Raw genomic sequence first — 18,682 nt, 5'->3', positions numbered from 1 at the left:
CACCCCGTAAGACGTCACTATTTGCGGGTGCGGGCGCCGCCGCACCCGCAGAAAGCGACGTCATGCGCCCGCGGGCTAGAGGGGGGCCCGCATCGTCGAGGTGCGCACCACCAGGCGGGTCGGCAGCGGTGCGCCGGAGTCGGGCAGCGGGTCCGGTTCCGCGCCCTCGCCGAGCAGCCGCAGCACGAGGTCGACGGCGGCCCGGCCCTGCCCGCTCGGCGACTGCTCGACCGTGGTGAGGCCGAACATCTCGGCGTACTCGTGCCCGTCGACGCCGACGATCGAGAGATCGTGCGGCACCGAGATGCCGAGCCGCTCGGCCGCGCGGATGGCCCCGAACGCCACCTCGTCGGAGGCGGCGAACACGGCCGTGGGGCGCCGGCCCGGCTGGCCGAGCAGTTGCAGGGCGGCCTCGTAGCCCCCTGGCATCGTCATCTCGGTCTCGACGACCTCGGCCCGGCCGCGCGGTGCGAGTCCCGCCGCGGACATCGCGTCGAGGTAGCCGTGCCGGCGCAGACCCTGCACGCTGAGCGGACGGGCGGCGGCCCCGTCGCCCGCCAGGTGCACGAGCCTGGTGTGCCCGAGCTGCAGCAGGTGCTCGGTGGCGAGCTGCCCGACCGCCCGGTCGTCGATGCCCAGCCGGGCGGGGCCGAGCGCGCCGGCCTCGCCGCCGCCGAGCACGACGACGGGTTTGTCGCGCCGCTCGAGCGCCGCGAGCTCGCGCTCGGCGAGGTCGACGCCGACGGCGATGACCGCGTCGACGCGCTTGCGCGCGAGGAAGAACTCGAAGACGCGATCGCGGTCGGGCCCTGCGCCGTCGACGTTGTAGAGGGTGAGGTCGTAGCCGGCGCTCAGCAGCGTGCGTTCGAGGCCCTCGAGCACCTCGCCGAAGAACCAGCGGTTCACGAAGGGGATGACGACGCCGATGTTCTTCGTGCGGCCGGTGACGAGGCTCGCGGCGTCGGGCGAGACGATGTAGCCGATCTCGGCGGCGGCCGCCTCGACCCGGCGGCGGGTCTCCTCGGCGACGTGCCCGCGCCCGGAGAGCGCCCTGGACGCCGTGGCTTTGGAGACGCCGGCGAGGCGGGCGACGTCGGCGATCGCGGTCATCGCGGCTCCTCACTCGGCGTATTCGATGCAGAGCATACTCGCCAGGGGCGCATGGATGGAACCGGTTCCAGTCGAGATCTCATTTTGCCGATCGAACGGGCCATTTTCGTGGAAGCGCTCTCACCCAACGCTGGCCAGGGAGTGACTTGTCGCCGTTTCGTGATAGGCGGTCACTTGTGGCGAAGTGTGACCGTGCTCTACGGTGGTCGCTGGAACCGGTTCCGGTCCGCCTGCACCACACTCAACGAGGAGAGAGATATGCGTTTCACGCGTCATCGCCGATTGGTGGTCCCCGTCGTGGCGGCCGCCGCCCTCGGCCTGACCCTCACGGCATGCACCGGCGACATCGCCAACGAGGACGCCGGCGACGTCGACTGCGCACCCTACGAGCAGTACGGCACGTTCGAGGGCAAGAAGGTGTCCATCAGCGGCACCATCCTCGACCTCGAGGCCGACCGCCTGGTCGAGTCCTGGAAGGACTTCCAGACCTGCACCGGCATCGAGATCACCTACCAGGGCTCGAGCGAGTTCGAGGCCCAGATCGCGGTGCTCGCCGAGGGCGGCAACGCCCCCGACATCGGCATCGTGCCGCAGCCGGGCCTGCTCGGCCGCCTCGCCGACGGCGGCTGGCTCATCCCCGCGTCCCAGGAGGTCGAGGCGAACGTCGACGAGTTCTGGAGCGAGGACTGGAAGCAGTACGGCACGTACGACGGCACCTTCTACGCCGCGCCGCTCATGGCGAGCATCAAGGGCTACATCTGGTACTCGCCGGCCGAGTTCGAGGAGAAGGGCTACGAGATCCCGAAGACCCTCGACGAGCTGAACGCGCTGTCCGAGAAGATCGCGTCCGAGGGCGACCACAAGCCCTGGTGCGTCGGCTTCGAGTCGGGCGACGCCACCGGCTGGCCGGGCACCGACTGGATCGAGGACTACATGCTGCGCCTGCACGGCGCCGACGTGTACGACCAGTGGGTCACCCACGGCATCCCGTTCAACGACCCGAAGGTCGCCGAGGCCTTCGACGCCGCGGGCGAGATCCTGAAGAACCCGGACATGGTCAACGGCGGCATCGGCGACGTCTCGACGATCGTCACCGAGGCCTTCCAGACCGCCGGGCTCCCGATCCTCGACGGCCAGTGCTCGCTGCACCACCAGGCCTCGTTCTACGAGACCTTCTGGAACCCGGACGGCGGCGACGCCAACACGGTCGCGAGCGACGGCACCGTCTTCGCCTTCCTGATGCCGCCGGCCAACGCCGACGACCCGCTGTCGGTCACCGGCGGCGGCGAGTTCCCGGTCGCCTTCCGCGACGCCGAAGAGGTCGAGGCCGTGCGCGCCTACCTCTCCAGCGACACCTGGGCGAACAACCGTGTGAAGCTGGGCGGCGTCATCAGCGCGAACAAGGGCCTCGACCCGAAGAACGCGTCGAGCGAGCTGCTCGAGCAGTCGATCGAGATCCTGCAGGACCCCGAGACGACGTTCCGCTTCGACGGTTCGGACCTCATGCCCGGTGCGGTCGGCGCCGACTCCTTCTGGAAGGGCATGGTCGCCTGGACCACGGGGCAGAGCACCGCGGACACCCTGAACACCATCGAGTCCAGCTGGCCCGCCAGCTGAGCGAACGCCGCGCGCCGGTCGCAGACCCAGCGCCCAGCGCGGCATGATCGAGGGGCGGAGCCGCACGGCTCCGCCCCTCGCACCCCCCTCCAGCTCCGGCTGGCTTCGAAGACGAAAACCCGGGAGGCACGATGACGACCGCCGATCTGCTCGGCAAGCTCCTGCAGGTGGTGATGGGGCTCGCCGTCTTGGCCGCCGTCGTCGGCCTGCTCATCTTCTTCATCGACAAGGCGCCGAAGAAGGGCCGCGACTACTGGCAGCTCGTGGGCTTCCTCGCCCCGGCGCTCATCTTCCTCGCGATCGGCCTGGTGTACCCGGCCATCCGCACCTCGCTGCTCGCCTTCCAGACCTCCGGCGGCGAGTGGACCCTCGACAACTTCGTGTGGACCTTCACCCAGCCGACGGCGATCCGCACGCTCATCAACACCGTCATCTGGGTGCTGCTCGTGCCGACGGTCTCCACGGCGATCGGCCTCGCCTACGCCGTGTTCATCGACCGCTCCCGCGGCGAGAAGTACTACAAGGTCATCCTGTTCATGCCCATCGCGATCTCCTTCGTGGGCGCGGGCATCATCTGGCGCTTCGTCTACGAGTACCGCTCGGGCGACCGCGAGCAGATCGGCCTGCTGAACGCGATCGTGACGGCCTTCGGCGGCGAGCCCGTGCAGTTCATGCAGACCGACCCCCTGAACACCTTCCTCCTCATCATCGTGATGATCTGGATCCAGACGGGCTTCGCGATGGTGCTGCTCAGCGCGGCCATCAAGGGCGTGCCGACCGAGCAGATCGAGGCCGCCCAGCTCGACGGCACGAACGGCTGGCAGCGATTCATCAACGTCACGGTGCCCGGCATCCGCGGCGCGCTCGTCGTGGTGCTCACGACGATCTCCATCGCGACGCTGAAGGTCTTCGACATCGTCCGCACGATGACCGCGGGCAACTTCAACACCTCGGTCATCGCGAACGAGATGTACACCCAGGCGTTCCGGGCGAGCGAGGTCGGGCGCGGCTCGGCGCTCGCGCTGATCCTCTTCCTCCTGGTGCTGCCGATCGTCGTCTACAACATCAACGTGCTCCGCAAGCAGAGGGAGATCCGATGAGCATCGCGCCCGCCGACCTGCCCACCGGCAAGGACCGCGGCTCGATCGAGGGGGCCGCCGAGACGACCGCCCTGACCGAGGTCGTCGGCACCAAGTCCGCCCGCGTCAAGAAGCGGCTCACCTCGCGCACCGCGACGGTCGCGGCGCTCATCATCGCCGTGCTCTGGACGATCCCCACGTTCGGCCTGCTGATCTCCTCGTTCCGCCCGGCCGAGCTCGTGCGCACCACGGGCTGGTGGACGATCTTCGAGAACTGGGGCTTCACGCTCGACAACTACAAGGACGTACTGCTCTCGACCTCGCAGTCGTCGCCGCAGCTCGGCGCGTACATCGTGAACTCCATCGCGATCTCGCTCGTCGGCACGCTCATCCCGCTCGTGCTCGCGACGATGGCCGCGTACGCCTTCGCCTGGATCAAGTTCAAGGGCGCCGGGGTGCTGTTCATCCTCGTGTTCGCGCTGCAGATCGTGCCGCTGCAGATGGCGCTCGTGCCGCTGCTGCAGATCTTCTCGACCTGGCTGCGGCCGATGCAGGCGTGGCTGCACGACGTCGTGCCGATCATCCCGGAGCAGAACTACGCGCCGGTCTGGCTCGCGCACGCGATGTTCGCGCTGCCGCTCGCGATCTTCCTGCTGCACAACTTCATCGCGGAGATCCCGAGCGAGGTCATCGAGGCCGCGAGGGTCGACGGCGCGACGCACGGGCAGATCTTCTTCCGCATCGTGCTGCCCCTCGCGACACCGGCCATCGCGTCCTTCGCGATCTTCCAGTTCATCTGGGTGTGGAACGATCTGCTCGTCGCCCTCATCTTCTCGGGCGGCACGCAGGACGTCGCGCCGCTCACCCAGCGATTGGCGGAGATGGTGGGCTCGCGCGGCCAGGAGTGGGAGCGCCTGACGGCGGGCGCCTTCATCTCGATCATCATCCCGCTCGCGGTCTTCTTCGGCCTGCAGCGGTACTTCGTGCGCGGCCTCCTGGCGGGGTCGACCAAGGGCTGAGTCCGGGCGGGGGGAGCGGATGCCGCGGGCGGATCGTCCGCGGCATCCGCTCGTCTCCGGGCGCTGTCCACGGATCGCGCCCGGCCGGCCGGGGCGTCCCCGGTGCGGCGTAGGGTGAAGCCGTGAGCATGAACCGAACGGCGCCGGGCGGGCAGAGCGGGCGCATGGGCAAGCCGCGCACGCGCATCGCCTCGGCCGACGAGGCCGCCCAGCGCGCCGAGAACGCCGAGGCGCCGAAGATCCCGAACCTGCTCGGCCGCATCGCCGAGCTGTTCGCGCCGCACCGGGCCGCGCTCGTCACGACGGTCGTGCTCGTGCTCATCGGGGCGGCGCTCAGCGTCATCCCGCCGCTGCTGACCCAGCGCGCCTTCGACGACGGCCTGTTCCCGAAGAACGCCGCGGGCGATGCGCTGCCGCCCGACGTGCCGCAGCTCACCTGGCTCGTCGTGGGCATGATCGCGGTGTTCATCGTCTCGGCGCTGCTCGGCGTGTGGCAGACCTGGCTCACCTCCACCATCGGCAACAAGGTCATGGGCGCGCTGCGGGTGCGCCTGTTCTCGCACCTGCAGTCGATGGAGCTGAGCTTCTTCACCCGCACGAAGACGGGCGTCATCCAGTCCAGGCTGCAGAACGACGTCGGCGGCGTCGCGGGCGTGCTGACGAACACGGTCTCGAGCGTGCTCGGCAACACCGTCACCGTCATCTCGGCGTTCGTCGCGATGCTCATCCTGAACTGGCAGCTCACGCTCGTGGCGCTGCTGCTCATGCCGTTCATGGTGATCGCCCAGCGCCGGGTCGGTCAGGTTCGGGCGCGCATCGCCGGCAAGACGCAGGAGTCGCTGTCCGAGATGACCGCGATCACGCAGGAGACCCTCTCCGTCTCCGGCATCCTGCTGTCGAAGAGCTTCACCCGCCAGCAGAGCGAGATCGACCGCTACGCCGACGAGAACCGCACCCAGATCGGCCTGCAGGTGCGCCAGCAGATGACCGGCCAGTGGTTCTTCGCGATGGTGAACATCTTCATGTCGTCGATCCCGGCGATCGTGTACCTCGTGTCGGGCTGGCTGATCTCCGGCGGCGCGGTCGACGTGACGGCCGGCACGATCGTCGCGTTCACCACCGTGCAGGCCCGGCTGCTCTTCCCGCTCATGGGGCTCATGCGCGTCGCCCTCGATCTGCAGACCTCGAGCGCGCTGTTCGCCCGCATCTTCGAGTACCTCGACCTGAAGCCGGCGATCACCGACGCCCCCGCTGCGCGCGCGGTGCCCGACGGGCCGGAGCTCGGCCGGGTCGAGTTCGACCGGGTGTCGTTCCGCTACCCCGACGCCGACTCCGACAGCCGGCCCACGCTCGACGAGGTGTCGTTCACGATCGAGCCGGGGCAGTTCGCCGCCTTCGTCGGCCCCTCGGGCGCCGGCAAGACGACGGTGTCCTATCTCGTGCCGCGGCTGTACGAGGCGACGAGCGGCACGGTGCGCTTCGCCGGGGTCGACGTGCGGGAGCTGCGGCAGGACTCGCTCGTCGGTCGCATCGGCATCGTCAGCCAGGAGACCTACCTCTTCCACGCGTCGATCGCCGAGAACCTCCGCTACGCGAAGCCCGAGGCGAGCGATGCCGAGCTCGAGGCCGCCGCGCGCGCGGCCAACATCCACGAGACGGTCGCGAGCTTCCCCGACGGGTTCGACACCGTCGTCGGGGAGCGCGGCTACCGGCTCTCCGGCGGCGAGAAGCAGCGCATCGCGATCGCCCGGGTGCTCCTGAAAGACCCGCCCGTGCTCGTGCTCGACGAGGCCACGAGCGCACTCGACACGATCTCCGAGCGGGTCGTGCAGGCGGCGCTCGACGACGCCGCGAAGGGCCGCACCACGATCGCCATCGCGCACCGGCTGACGACGGTCGTCTCGGCCGATGTCATCTTCGTCGTCGTCGCCGGCCGCATCGTCGAGCGCGGCACGCACTCGGAGCTGCTCGCGCTCGGCGGGGTGTACGCCTCGCTCTACCGCGAGCAGGCCGACGCCGCGCTGCCCGCGCAGGGCTGACCCTCGGGCTCAGCTGCGGGCGTCGAGCATGCCCTGCATGAGCTCGATCTCCGACTGCTGCGAGGCGATCACGGCCCGCGCGAAGGCCAGGGCGACCGGATGGCTCGAGCGCTCCTCGAGCGCCTCGGCCATCTCGACCGCGCCGAGGTGATGCGCGATCATCAGCTCGAGGAACTCCCGTTCCGCGTCGACGCCGCTCGCGGCCCGCAGTGCGGCGATCTGCTCGGGCGTCGCGAGGCCGGGCATGGGCTCGCCCGCCGTGTGCGCGTGCGCGCCGCCGTCGGTCATCCACGTCATCTGCGGCTCGGCGCTGTACTGCGGCAGATCCCAGACGTTCAGCCAGCCGGCCAGCTGACCGGACTGCTGCGCCTGCGTCGCGGCGATGTCATCGGCGAGCAGCCGCACCTCGGCATCGTCGGTGACCTGGCGCACGATGAGCGCGAGCTCGACGCCCTGCTTGTGGTGCACCTGCATGTCGCGGGCGAAGCCCGCCTCAGCGCTGCCCTCCGCCGGCGTCGCCTCGGGCACCGTCGAGAGCCGGCCGAACGCGAATGCGGCGACCGCGACGAGCACGACGGCGACGAGGCCGGCGACGGAGGCTGCGACGATGCGCGTGCGGCTCACGGGGTCAGGAGACCTTGCCGGGCGCGTCGAAGGCGCCGGTGCAGAGCGCGCCGGGCTCCGGCACGTTCTGGCTCTGCCAGTACTCCTCGAAGAACTCGGGGATGCGCGGGTCCGCGGCGTCGTCGAGCTTCAGCTGTACGTTCCATCCGCTCAGCGCGATGGGCGTGTCGAGACTCTCGAAGGGGGAGAGGACCACGTACGTGGAGGGCAGCTTGGACTTCAGGGTGGCGAGTGCGTCGCCCGAGACCCGCTCGGGGTCGTAGGTGACCCAGATCGCACCGTGCTCCATCGAGTGCACCGCGTTCTCGTTCGGCACGGGCTGCTCGTAGACGCCGCAGTTCAGCCAGTACTGGTTGTGCTCGCCGCCGGCGGGAGGCGTCTGCGGGTAGTCCACGGTGCCCGCGACGTGGCCCGCGCCGTTGTCGAAGGTCTCGACCCCGTCGATCTCGGCGCCGGTGCCGCCCTTGCTGTAGCTCGCCGGCTTCGGCGTCAGCACGATCGCGGTCACGAGCAGGCCGATGACGGCGACCACGGCCACGATGCCCGAGGCGATGCCGATCGTGCGCACCCGCTTGCGGCGGGCTTCCTTGGCGCGGAACTCCGCGAGCTTCGCCTCCCGGGCGGCGGCGCGCTGCTGCTTGATCGACGGCTGGGTGGGGCTGGGGCTCACTGGGGACCTCTCTCGCGGCGTCGCTCTGATGATACGGATGCATGGATCCGCGCCCGGTACGCGGCGGGGGTACTCCCAGGGCTTTCGCAGTCTGATCGGGATACCACCCGCTCCGTCAACCCCTCGTGCTGCGGTGCGCCGAAGGCATAGTCTGTGCCCGACGCCGGGGTGGGCCGGCGAGCGAGGGGAGCGAGATGACCAGCGCAGCAGCCGAGCCGCAGGCCGGCACCGGGGGAGACGGGCTCAACGCGAAGGTGATCGGCCTCGCGGCCGCCGGCGCGGTCGGCGGCTTCCTCTTCGGATTCGACTCCTCCGTCGTGAACGGGGCCGTCGACGCCATCCAGCACCAGTTCGACCTGAGCTCCGGCGTGACCGGCTTCGCGGTCGCGAGCGCCCTGCTCGGCTGCGCCGTCGGCTCCGAACTCGCCGGCCGGCTGGCCGACCGCTTCGGCCGGATCCCGGTGATGGTGCTCGGGGCCATCCTCTTCCTCGTCTCCTCGCTCGGCTCCGGCTTCGCCTTCGGGGTCGTCGACCTCATCGTCTGGCGCCTCATCGGCGGCGTCGGCATCGGCATCGCCTCGGTGGTCGCCCCCGCGTACATCGCCGAGATCTCGCCGCGCAAGGCGCGCGGGCGGCTGGCCTCGCTGCAGCAGCTCGCGATCGTCTTCGGCATCTTCGCCGCCCTGCTCTCCGACGCGCTCTTCGCGACGGCCGCCGGCGGCGCCTCCGAGTCGTTCTGGTTCGGGCTCGAGGCGTGGCGCTGGATGTTCCTCGCCTGCATCGTGCCGTCGCTCGTCTACGGGCTGCTCGCGCTCACCCTGCCGGAGTCGCCGCGATTCCTCGTCAAGGCCGGCAAGGAGGAGAAGGCGAAAGAGGTGCTCGCCCGCATCCAACCGCACGAGGTGGACCGGGCCATCCGCGACATCCACGACTCGATGCGGCAGGACGCCTATGCGAAGCGGAAGGGCGCGCTGCGCGGGCCCGTGCTGGGGCTGCAGGGCATCGTCTGGATCGGCATCCTGCTGAGCGTCTTCCAGCAGTTCGTCGGCATCAACGTGATCTTCTACTACTCGACGACCCTCTGGAAGGCGGTCGGCTTCGACGAGTCGAACTCGCTGCTCATCTCGGTGATCACCTCCGTGACGAACATCGTCGTCACCTTCGTCGCGATCGCGCTCGTCGACCGGGTCGGCCGCCGGCCGCTGCTGCTCGTCGGCTCGGCGGGCATGACGGTGTCGCTCGCGGCGATGGCGCTCTCCTTCGCGAACTCCGTGACGGTCGACGGCGAGGTCTCGCTGCCCGGCGCCTGGGGGCCGGTGGCGCTCGTCGCGGCGAACCTGTTCGTGGTGTTCTTCGGCTTCTCGTGGGGGCCGCTCGTCTGGGTGCTGCTCGGCGAGATCTTCCCGAACCGCATCCGCGCGCGCGCCCTCGGCCTCGCCGCAGCCGCGCAGTGGATCGCGAACTTCCTCATCACGGTCAGCTTCCCCGCGCTCAGCGACTTCTCCCTCCTCTTCACCTACGGGATGTACGCGCTGTTCGCCGCGCTGTCCTTCGTCTTCGTGTTCCTCAAGGTGCCCGAGACGAACGGCATGTCGCTCGAGGAGTCCGAGACGCTGTTCCCCGCGAAGGGATCGGCCAAGCGCCGGGCGGAGGCGACCGGCTAGGCTGTCGTCCGTGAACTCTTCGCTGTGTTGTTGTCGCTGATCTCCGCGACCCCTATTCATCGCGTCGCGCGCGGCATCCGTTCGATGCGACGCACCCCACACGAGGAATGAACACGGCAATGAAGTACGCAGAATCGATCGTCGACCTCGTCGGCGACACCCCGCTCGTCAAGCTCTCGCGCGTCACCGAGGGCGTGACGCGGGCGACGGTGCTCGTGAAGCTCGAGTACCTGAACCCCGGCGGCTCCTCGAAGGACCGCATCGCCGGCCGCATCATCGACGCCGCCGAGCGCGAGGGCCGGCTGAAGCCCGGCGGCACCATCGTCGAGCCGACGAGCGGCAACACCGGCGTCGGGCTCGCCCTCGTCGCGCAGCAGCGCGGCTACCGCTGCATCTTCGTCTGCCCCGACAAGGTCGGCGAGGACAAGCGCAACGTGCTGACCGCCTACGGCGCCGAGGTGGTCGTCACGCCGACGGCGGTCGCCCCCGACAGCCCGGAGTCGTACTACGGCGTCTCGGACCGGCTCGTCCGCGAGATCCCCGGCGCGTTCAAGCCCGACCAGTACTCCAACCCGAACGGGCCGCGTTCGCACTACGAGACCACCGGGCCCGAGATCTGGCGCGACACCGAAGGCAGGGTCACCCACTTCGTGGCGGGCGTCGGCACCGGCGGCACGATCACCGGCACGGGCCGTTACCTTCGCGAGGTCTCGGGCGACCGGGTGCGCATCATCGGCGCCGACCCGGAGGGCTCGGTCTACTCCGGCGGCACCGGTCGCCCGTACTTCGTCGAGGGCGTCGGCGAGGACTTCTGGCCCACCGCCTACGACCCGGCGGTGCCGCACGAGATCATCGAGGTCTCGGATGCCGCGTCGTTCGCCATGACCCGCCGCCTCGCCCGCGAGGAGGGCATCCTCGTCGGCGGCTCGAGCGGCATGGCCGTCGTCGCCGCGCTCGAGGCCGCGGCCGACGCCGGGCCCGACGACGTCTTCGTCGTGCTGCTGCCGGACGGCGGTCGCGGGTACCTCGGCAAGATCTTCAACGACAAGTGGCTGCGCGCCTACGGCTTCGGCAACGCCCCGAGCGGGCACACCGTCGCCGACCTCCTCGCCGCGAAGGCCGACCGCACCGAGCCCCTCGTGCACGTCTTCCCGCAGGACACCGTGCGCGACGCGATCGACCGCATGACCGAGACCGGCGTCTCGCAGCTCGTCGTCGTCGGGCACGAGCCGCCCGTCGTCCTCGGCGAGGTCCTCGGCGCCCTGCACGAGGAGGAGCTGCTCGAACGGGTCTTCTCCGGCGAGGCGAAGCTCACCGACGAGGTCGCGCAGGTGCTCGGCGCACCGCTGCCGCTCATCGGCGTGAACGAGCCCGTCGCCGCGGCGCGGCAGGCCTTCACCGACGCCCCCGCGATGCTCGTCACCGACGGCGGCAAGGCCCTCGGGGTCGTCACCCGCAGCGACCTGCTCGGCTACCTCTCCCACTGAGCCCGGTCTCGCACCGGCCGCCCATCACTCCTCTCCGTACGACTCGAAAGCGACTCCACATGAACTCCGACGACGCCCGCTTCGACACCCGCGCGATCCACGCCGGCCAGGCCTTCGACCCGTCGACCGGCGCGGTCATCCCGCCGATCTACGCCACCTCCACCTACGTCCAGGACGGCATCGGCGGCCTCCGCGGCGGCTACGAGTACTCCCGCGGCGGCAACCCGACGCGCACCGCGCTCGAGACCCAGCTCGCGGCGCTCGAGGGCGGCGCGCACGCGCTGTCCTTCGCGTCCGGCCTCGCCGCCGAGGACGCGCTGCTGCGCACCGTGCTCGCCCCCGGCGACCACGTCGTCATCGGCAACGACGTCTACGGCGGCACGCACCGGCTGATCCGCCGGGTGCACGGCGCCTGGGGCGTCCGCCACTCGACCGTCGACACCAGCGACCTCGACCTCGTGCGCGCCGCGATCGAGCCGGGCGCGACGAAGGTGCTCTGGATCGAGACGCCCTCGAACCCGCTGATGAAGATCTCCGACGTCGCCGCGCTCGCCCAGCTCGGGCACGAGGCCGGCCTCCTCGTCGTCGTCGACAACACCTTCGCGAGCCCCGCGCTGCAGCAGCCGGTCGCGCTCGGCGCCGATGTCGTCGTGCACTCGACCACGAAGTACCTCGGCGGCCACTCCGACGTGATCGGCGGCGCCGTCGTCTTCGCGCCGGGTCGCGACGAGCTGCACGAGCGGGTGCAGTTCACCCAGTTCGCGGCGGGTGCCGTGTCGGGCCCGTTCGACGCGTTCCTCACCTCGCGGGGCATCAAGACGCTCGGCATCCGGATGCAGCGGCACAGCCAGAACGCGCTCGCGATCGCCCGGCGGCTCGAGGAGCACTCGGGCATCGCCCGCGTCTACTACCCGGGCCTCGAGTCGCACCCCGGCCACGAGCTGGCCGGTCGGCAGATGTCGGGCTTCGGCGGCATGCTCTCGATCGAGCTGGCCGGCGGCGGCGAGGCGGCTCGCCGCTTCGCGGAGTCGACCGAGCTGTTCCAGCTGGCCGAGTCGCTCGGCGGCGTCGAGTCGCTCGTCAACTACCCCTCGGAGATGACGCACGCCTCGGTGCGCGGCACGGAGGCGGAGGTGCCGGCCTCGATCGTGCGGCTGTCGGTCGGCATCGAGGACGTCGACGACCTGCTCGCCGACATCGATCAGACGCTGGCGCGGCTCTAGGCATCCGCCTGGTCTTGCCAAGCTGCAGAGCTTGGCAGGATATGCACTGAGGGTGTCACTCCTGCCAGCGCGGTCGGATGCCTCGTGCGCCAGACTGTGGCAGTGACCTCGACGCAGCACCCCGCGACCGCACCGGAGACCCCGGCCACCGGCCACGGCACCCTCGGCCTCGGGCAGGGCACGGCGCTCTACATCGCGAGCGTGCTCGGCACCGGCATCCTCGCCCTCCCCGGCCTCGCGGCGGCCGCCGCCGGTCCCGCCTCGGTGCTCGCCGTCGCCGCGGTGCTCGTGCTGTCGATCCCGCTCGCCGGCACCTTCGCGGCGCTCGCCGCCCGCTTCCCCGACCCGGGCGGCGTGGCGAGCTACGCCCGCCGCTCGCTCGGCGACACCGTCGCACGGATGACCGGGTACTGGTTCTACTTCGGGGTCTGCGTCGGTGCGCCCGTCGTCACGCTGCTCTGCGGCGAGTACGTCGTCGCGGCGCTCGGGGTCGACCGCTCCGCCGTTCCCCTCATCGCCGCGGCGATCTTCGTGCCGCCCTACGTGATCAGCTGGTTCGGCGTGCGTGTCGCGGGCTGGGTGCAGCTCGTGCTCACGGCGCTGCTGCTCGCCGTCGTCGTCGCGGTCGTCGCGCTCACCTTCCCGCACGTCGAGGCCGCGTCGTTCACCCCGTTCCTGCCGAACGGCTGGGCCGGGGTCGGCACGGCGATCAGCCTGTTCGTGTGGGCGTTCGCCGGCTGGGAGGTCGGCACCCACATCGCGGGCGAGTTCCGGAACCCGCGCCGCGTCATCCCCATCGCGACCGGGATCGCGATCGTCGTGGTCGGCGTCGGCTACCTCGCGCTGCAGTTCGTCACCGTCGGCGTGCTCGGTGAGCGCGCCGGGCAGGGCGTCGTGCCGCTCATCGACCTCGTCGACGTCGTGCTGCCCGGGATCGGTCCGGCCATCGTCGCGGCGATCGCCGTGATCGTCACCGTGGGCGTCATGAACGCCTACCTGCCGGCCTTCGGCAATCTCGGCGCCGCGCTCGGTCGCGACGGCGACCTGCCCCGGTACTTCGCGAAGGGCGCCGCGGGCGGCGAGGTGCCCCGGCGGGCGCTCGCCCTCACCGGCGTCGTCTCGCTCGGGTACTTCGTGCTCGTCGTCGTGAACGGCGGCGCGCTCGGCGCGTTCATCCTGATCCACACCAGCAACATGGTCGCGATCTACTTCGTCGGCATGCTCGCGGCGACGCTGCTGCTGCGCCGCTGGAGCGTGGGCTGGTGGCTCGCCGTCGTGGCGACGGTGCTCACCGCGGGCCTGCTCGTGCTCGCCGGGGCGAATCTCGTCGTGCCGGCCCTGCTTGCCGTCGCCGCGCTCGCGGTGACCGTCGTGCGGCGCCTGCGCGGAGGCCGCCGCGCGCACCGGGACGAGACCGGCCCCGGCGTCGGCACCGGCACCGGCCCCGGGGCCGGAGCGGCCGTCCCTGGATCCGTGCACAGAGTAGAGGAGCGCATATGACCGAGTACCGGGCCGTCTTCGACGCCGAGATCGCCTTCGTCAACGGCGGCGGGCTGAGCGCCCGCGGGTTCCGGCTCGACGTGCCGGGTCCCGACGTCGGCGAGGCCGCGGTCGCCGAACTCCTCGTGCGGCACCTCGGGCTCGCGCTCGTCGGCTCGGTCGCCTTCTCGAGCTTCGAGATCGTCGCCGAGGCGCACAAGGGCTCCCGGGGCGTGACCGCGGATGCCTCGGCGAGCACGCCGCCCGATGCGGCCGGCGCCGGCGCGGCATCCCGCCTCGTCGATCTCAGCCACCCGATCCGCGCCGGGCTCGTGACGTACCCCGGCATCCCCGCCCCGAGCATCGCGCCGCACCTCACCCGCGCGGCCTCGCGGGAGGTGTACGCGCCCGGCACGGAGTTCGCGATCGACGTGCTCACGATGGCGGGCAACACTGGAACCTACCTCGACAGCCCGTACCACCGCTACGCGGACGGCGGCGATCTCGCCTCGCTCGAGCTCGCCACCCTGGTCGGGCTGCCGGCCCAGGTGCTGCACCTCGCGGACGCGGCGGAGCGCGGCATCCCCGCCGAGGTCTTCTTCGAGCGCACGGCCGTCGAGCTCGCGGGCGCCGCGGTGCTGCTGCACACCGGCTGGAGCCGGCACTTCGGCACCCCGGCGTACGCCGCGGGGGCGCCGTTCCTCAGCGAGGCCGGTGCGCGCTTCCTCGTCTCGGCCGGCGTCGCGCTCGTCGGCATCGACTCGCTGAACATCGACGACACGGAGGGCGGCGGGGATCGTCCCGCCCACTCGCTGCTGCTCGCAGCGGGCGTGCACGTCGTCGAGCACCTGACCGGACTCGACCGGGTGCCGGCGCGTGGCGCGCGGTTCACCGCGGTCCCGCCGCGGATCGAGGGCTTCGGCACCTTCCCGGTCCGGGCCTTCGCGGAGCTGCCGACGGGGGATCCCGGCGCGGCCGGTTGACCTCAAGGGCGCTTGAAGTCCTAGGGTCGATGAAGTGAGCGAATCCCCGAGCCCCGACACCGAACCTCGCGCCGAGGCGCCCGCCGAGCCGACGGCGAACGACGCGTCGGCTCCCGCGGCGGCCGTCGGCGGCCCGCTCGCCCGGCCGTACCGGTGGCTCTCGGTCGGCATGTTCGCGCTCATCTTCCTCGCCGCGTTCGAGTCGATGGCCGTCACCACGATCATGCCGCTCGTCGCCCGCGACCTCGACGGCGAGGCGCTCTACGCGCTCGCCTTCGCCGTGCCGCTCGCGGCGGGCATCATCGGCATGGTCATCGCCGGCAACTGGACCGACCGGAACGGGCCGCTGCCCTCGCTGCTGACCTCGGGCATCCTCTTCGTCGTCGGGCTGGTGATCGCCGGCACCGCGACCGACATGATCGTCTTCATCGTCGGCCGCTTCGTGCACGGCATCGCGGGCGCCGCGGTCATCGTGCCGCTCTACGTGATCGTCGGCCGGGTGTACCCGGAGGCCATCCGCGCCAGGGTCTTCGCCGGCTTCGCGGCGGCGTGGGTCATCCCCTCGATCGTGGGACCCGCCGTCGCCGGCTTCGTCGCCGAGCAGTCGAGCTGGCACTGGGTCTTCCTCGGCGTGATCGCGATCGTGGTCCCCGCGACCGCGATGCTGCTGCCGCCGCTGCTGCGGGCCCGGGCCGAGGTGCAGGGCGATCCCGCCGTGCCGTGGAGTCCCTCGCGGGTGGGCTGGGCGGTGCTCACCGCCGCGGCCGCGCTCGGCGTCTCCCTCGCGAAGGAGTTCGACTCGCCGATGCGCTGGATCGTCGCCGCGCTCTCGGTCGCGATCGTCGTCGTGGCCGTGCGCCCGCTGCTGCCCATCGGCACCCTGCGCGCCGCGCGCGGCCTGCCGGCCACGGTGCTCATGCGCCTCGTCGTGGCGGGCGCCTTCTTCGGCAGCGAGATCTACCTGCCGTACCTCTTCATCGAGGACTACGGCTTCGAGCCGAGCCTCGCCGGGGCCGTGCTCACCGGGGCCGGCGTGAGCTGGGCGGCCGCCTCGTGGCTGCAGGGCCGGCTCGGCGACCGCATCTCGAACGTGCGGGCCGTGGTCACCGGCTCGACGCTGCTCGTGGTCGCGCTCGCCGTGGTGCTCGCGGTCGCCGCCCTGCACCTGCACCCCGCGATCGCCTTCGTCGCGTGGACGCTCGCGGGCGGCGCGATGGGCTTCATGTACCCGCGCTTCTCGGTCGCGGTGCTGAGTCTCTCGCCGGTCTCGGCCCAGGGGTTCAACAGTGCGGCGCTCTCGATCGCGGAGTCGCTCGGCGCCTCGATCGCGCTCGCCATCACGGCGCTCGTGTCGAGCGCGGTGGTGTGGGGCGGCTTCGCCCCCGACTTCGCTGTGGCGCTCGCGATCGCCGTCGTCGCGGTGCTGCTCGCCGCGCGGGTGCGCCCGCTCGCCGTCGGCTGAGCCGGGGGAGCGGGCGCGGGGCCAGCGAAGCGGACCCCTCAGGAGGTCTCGAGCACGACCTCGGGCGTGCCGTTCTGCGTGATCACCGCGAGCCCGGCGGCCACGCACGCGATCGCGACGAGGAGCCACACGGCGATCGCCACGCTCAGCAGGATGGTCGCGGTGCGCGGGGGTCGCTGCCGGAGCCGGAGGATCGCGAAGAGCAGCGCGACCCCGCCGACGAGCAGCCCGAGCGCGGTCACCAGCGCAGCGGCGGCGGAGCCGAGCAGTGCGGCGGCGATCGCCCAGTCCCGAGGCCGGGGGAGGGTGCGCAGCGGCGGCGTATCAGTGGTCATGTGCTGCATCAGAGATTCTTGCTGTCGTTGCGCAGAAGCGTCGGCTTGCCGTTGTAGCTGAGTCCCTGCTCCTTGACGGCCGTCAGCGTGCTCCCCTCGGCGCTCGCGTCGACTCCGACGGCGCTCGTGAACTCCTGAAGCCGGGGGTCGAGGGGGTCATCCGCATGAGCGGGTGCCGAGGGCACGACGGGGGCGATCGCGAGCGCTGCGGCCAGCGCGGTCATTCGGGGTCTGTTCACCGGGGTGTTCCTGTCTCTGTGGTGGCGCCGAGAGGTTCGGCCGACCGGAGAGGTGTTTTCACCTCAGTTATACGCGTTCCAACCTGAGGTGGAAACACTGCTGCGCTCGCGATCGCCTTCGTCGCGGTGCTGCTCGCCGCGCGGGTGCGCCCGCTCGCCGCCGGCTGACCCGGGGGAGCCGGGCGGCCCTGCTGCCCGTGTCGCCGTCTCGGCGTGTCGGCGCGGCACGAGCCGAATCTTTCGAGCACGCACGCACTGCGCCGCAACGCCACAAATCTGCACACCCGGAAGCGCCGCGTGTCGCGCAGCGGCGGAGTGGCAGCTCGCTCAGAAGAGAACCAGTGTCCGCTCCGAGTCGCCGATCGGCGCGGCGACAGCCTGGTGGGAGTGCGCAGGCTGGGTTCGGCCCGCGCGACCGCAGAGAAATCTCGGTGAGCGCGCTCTCACGCCTCCGGGGGCAGTCGATTCGATTCGATCGCCCGTTGTGACTGTCACATCGTCGAGCTGTGCGCCGCGGGCCGGGCGTGCATAATGGATGCGACAGCGATGTGAACGTGCACATCCGGATCGGCGAACAGTGTCTCCTCCCCAGGACCGCGGGCGTGCGCCCAGCATCCGCGATGTCGCGCGCCTGGCCGAGGTCTCGCACCAGACCGTCTCCCGGGTGCTGAACGATCACCCGAGCATCCGTCCCGAGACTCGCGAGCGTGTGCTGCAGGCGATGGAGACGCTGCAGTATCGGCCGAACCGGGCCGCCCGCACCCTGGTCACGAGCCGCTCGAACACGATCGGCGTGCTCGCCGCGCTGAGCACGACGTACGGCCCGGCCACGAGCATCGCGGCCATCGAGGACGCCGCCCGCGAGCAGGGCTACCACGTGAACACCGCGAACCTCGCGGACACCTCGCCGGCCGGCATCGCCGACGCGATCGAGCATCTGATGCTGCAGGCGATCGAGGGGCTCGTCGTGATCGCCCCGCAGGTGCGGGTGTTCGAGGTGCTCGCCGCGTCATCGATCGGGGTGCCCTTCGTGAGCCTCCAGTCGACGGGCCGCCGCGACCACCTCGCGCTGTCCGTCGACCAGGTGACGGGCGCGCGCCGCGCCACGCAGCACCTGATCGGGCTCGGCCACCGGGAGATCGTGCACCTCGCCGGGCCGCAGGACTGGATCGAGGCGGAGGCGCGGATGCGCGGCTTCCTCGAGGCGATCGACGACGCCGAGCTCGGCCTGCACCCGCCGATCCTCGGCGACTGGACGGCCGATTTCGGCTACTACGCGGGCAGCGAGCTCGTGCGCCGCCGGGACTTCACCGCCGTGTTCGCCGCGAACGACGAGATGGCGATCGGGCTCATGCACGCGTTTCGCGACGCCGGGCTCGACGTGCCGGGAGACGTCAGCGTGGTCGGCTTCGACGACATCCCGGTCGCGAAGCACGTCGCGCCGACCCTGACGACCGTCTACCAGGACTTCCACGAGATCGGCCGCCGGGCCGTCGCGCTGCTGCTGAACCAGGTGCACGGCACCGAGCGGATCGAGGTCGAGGACATCGTGCCGCGGCTCGTGGTGCGCGGTTCGACCGCGCCGGTCGCGGTGCGCCCGGCGTCCGTCGCACGCTGAGCGCCGCGAGGGCCCGTTCCGCGCATCGGCTTGA

The 18,682-nt window shown here is 71.2% G+C and carries 16 protein-coding genes; 11 read left to right on the top strand and 5 right to left on the bottom strand.

The window, feature by feature from the left end; all coding sequences use genetic code 11:
- Nucleotides 1–75 precede the first annotated feature (75 nt).
- Complete coding sequence (locus MTP13_RS01280) at nucleotides 76–1,110, bottom strand: LacI family DNA-binding transcriptional regulator (protein WP_243569269.1); 1,035 nt, start codon at nucleotides 1,108–1,110, stop codon at nucleotides 76–78.
- 258 nt (nucleotides 1,111–1,368) lie between these two features.
- Here MTP13_RS01280 and MTP13_RS01275 point away from each other — a divergent pair, with 258 nt between their 5' ends.
- From MTP13_RS01275 to MTP13_RS01260, 4 genes are all read left to right on the top strand, one after another.
- Nucleotides 1,369–2,727, top strand: coding sequence for an ABC transporter substrate-binding protein (locus MTP13_RS01275; RefSeq protein ID WP_243569268.1), 1,359 nt, complete (start codon nucleotides 1,369–1,371; stop codon nucleotides 2,725–2,727).
- Between the two features lie 131 nt (nucleotides 2,728–2,858).
- Nucleotides 2,859–3,827, top strand: a complete 969-nt coding sequence (locus tag MTP13_RS01270) for a carbohydrate ABC transporter permease (protein ID WP_230764598.1) — start codon at nucleotides 2,859–2,861, stop codon at nucleotides 3,825–3,827.
- Nucleotides 3,824–4,825 (top strand): carbohydrate ABC transporter permease, encoded by a 1,002-nt coding sequence (locus tag MTP13_RS01265; protein ID WP_189085709.1) that lies wholly within the window; start codon nucleotides 3,824–3,826, stop codon nucleotides 4,823–4,825. The genes MTP13_RS01270 and MTP13_RS01265 overlap by 4 nt, the downstream gene beginning before the upstream one ends.
- A gap of 128 nt (nucleotides 4,826–4,953) precedes the next feature.
- Entirely contained in the window at nucleotides 4,954–6,864 is a 1,911-nt protein-coding gene (locus MTP13_RS01260; RefSeq protein ID WP_424221964.1) for an ABC transporter ATP-binding protein, read from the top strand.
- 9 nt (nucleotides 6,865–6,873) lie between these two features.
- Here the strand turns inward: MTP13_RS01260 and MTP13_RS01255 are convergent, their stop codons facing one another.
- Both MTP13_RS01255 and MTP13_RS01250 read right to left on the bottom strand, forming a co-directional pair.
- Entirely contained in the window at nucleotides 6,874–7,488 is a 615-nt protein-coding gene (locus MTP13_RS01255) for a DUF305 domain-containing protein (protein WP_243569267.1), read from the bottom strand.
- Between the two features lie 4 nt (nucleotides 7,489–7,492).
- On the bottom strand, nucleotides 7,493–8,158 hold the full coding sequence (locus tag MTP13_RS01250) for a DUF3105 domain-containing protein (protein WP_243569266.1): 666 nt from the start codon (nucleotides 8,156–8,158) through the stop codon (nucleotides 7,493–7,495).
- 194 nt (nucleotides 8,159–8,352) lie between these two features.
- Between MTP13_RS01250 and MTP13_RS01245 the strand changes: the two genes are divergently transcribed.
- From MTP13_RS01245 to MTP13_RS01220, 6 genes are all read left to right on the top strand, one after another.
- A complete protein-coding gene (locus tag MTP13_RS01245) occupies nucleotides 8,353–9,822 on the top strand; it encodes a sugar porter family MFS transporter (RefSeq protein WP_243569265.1) in 1,470 nt (489 codons plus the stop codon).
- 119 nt (nucleotides 9,823–9,941) lie between these two features.
- Nucleotides 9,942–11,309, top strand: coding sequence for a cystathionine beta-synthase (locus MTP13_RS01240; protein ID WP_243569264.1), 1,368 nt, complete (start codon nucleotides 9,942–9,944; stop codon nucleotides 11,307–11,309).
- A 59-nt stretch (nucleotides 11,310–11,368) separates the two neighbouring features.
- Nucleotides 11,369–12,532, top strand: coding sequence for a cystathionine gamma-synthase (locus tag MTP13_RS01235; RefSeq protein ID WP_243569263.1), 1,164 nt, complete (start codon nucleotides 11,369–11,371; stop codon nucleotides 12,530–12,532).
- Between the two features lie 102 nt (nucleotides 12,533–12,634).
- Nucleotides 12,635–14,032, top strand: a complete 1,398-nt coding sequence (locus MTP13_RS01230; RefSeq protein ID WP_243569262.1) for an APC family permease — start codon at nucleotides 12,635–12,637, stop codon at nucleotides 14,030–14,032.
- The gene (locus tag MTP13_RS01225; protein ID WP_243569261.1) at nucleotides 14,029–14,994 is read left to right on the top strand and encodes a cyclase family protein; all 966 of its coding nucleotides are present in this window, start codon (nucleotides 14,029–14,031) and stop codon (nucleotides 14,992–14,994) included. The genes MTP13_RS01230 and MTP13_RS01225 overlap by 4 nt, the downstream gene beginning before the upstream one ends.
- 34 nt (nucleotides 14,995–15,028) lie before the next feature.
- Nucleotides 15,029–16,456 carry an MFS transporter gene (locus MTP13_RS01220; protein WP_243569260.1) on the top strand — a complete coding sequence of 476 codons (1,428 nt, stop codon included), beginning with the start codon at nucleotides 15,029–15,031 and terminating at the stop codon, nucleotides 16,454–16,456.
- Between the two features lie 38 nt (nucleotides 16,457–16,494).
- On the opposite strand, the gene MTP13_RS01215 is transcribed toward MTP13_RS01220, so the two are convergent.
- Entirely contained in the window at nucleotides 16,495–16,791 is a 297-nt protein-coding gene (locus MTP13_RS01215; RefSeq protein WP_243569259.1) for a hypothetical protein, read from the bottom strand.
- Between the two features lie 8 nt (nucleotides 16,792–16,799).
- Nucleotides 16,800–17,030 (bottom strand): hypothetical protein, encoded by a 231-nt coding sequence (locus MTP13_RS01210; RefSeq protein ID WP_243569258.1) that lies wholly within the window; start codon nucleotides 17,028–17,030, stop codon nucleotides 16,800–16,802.
- A gap of 577 nt (nucleotides 17,031–17,607) precedes the next feature.
- Between MTP13_RS01210 and MTP13_RS01205 the strand changes: the two genes are divergently transcribed.
- Nucleotides 17,608–18,648 carry a LacI family DNA-binding transcriptional regulator gene (locus MTP13_RS01205; RefSeq protein WP_424221793.1) on the top strand — a complete coding sequence of 347 codons (1,041 nt, stop codon included), beginning with the start codon at nucleotides 17,608–17,610 and terminating at the stop codon, nucleotides 18,646–18,648.
- Nucleotides 18,649–18,682 lie beyond the last annotated feature (34 nt).

The organism is Agromyces soli (assembly GCF_022811605.1).
Lineage (GTDB): Bacteria > Actinomycetota > Actinomycetes > Actinomycetales > Microbacteriaceae > Agromyces > Agromyces soli.
This window is presented reverse-complemented; position numbering and strand designations above follow the sequence as displayed.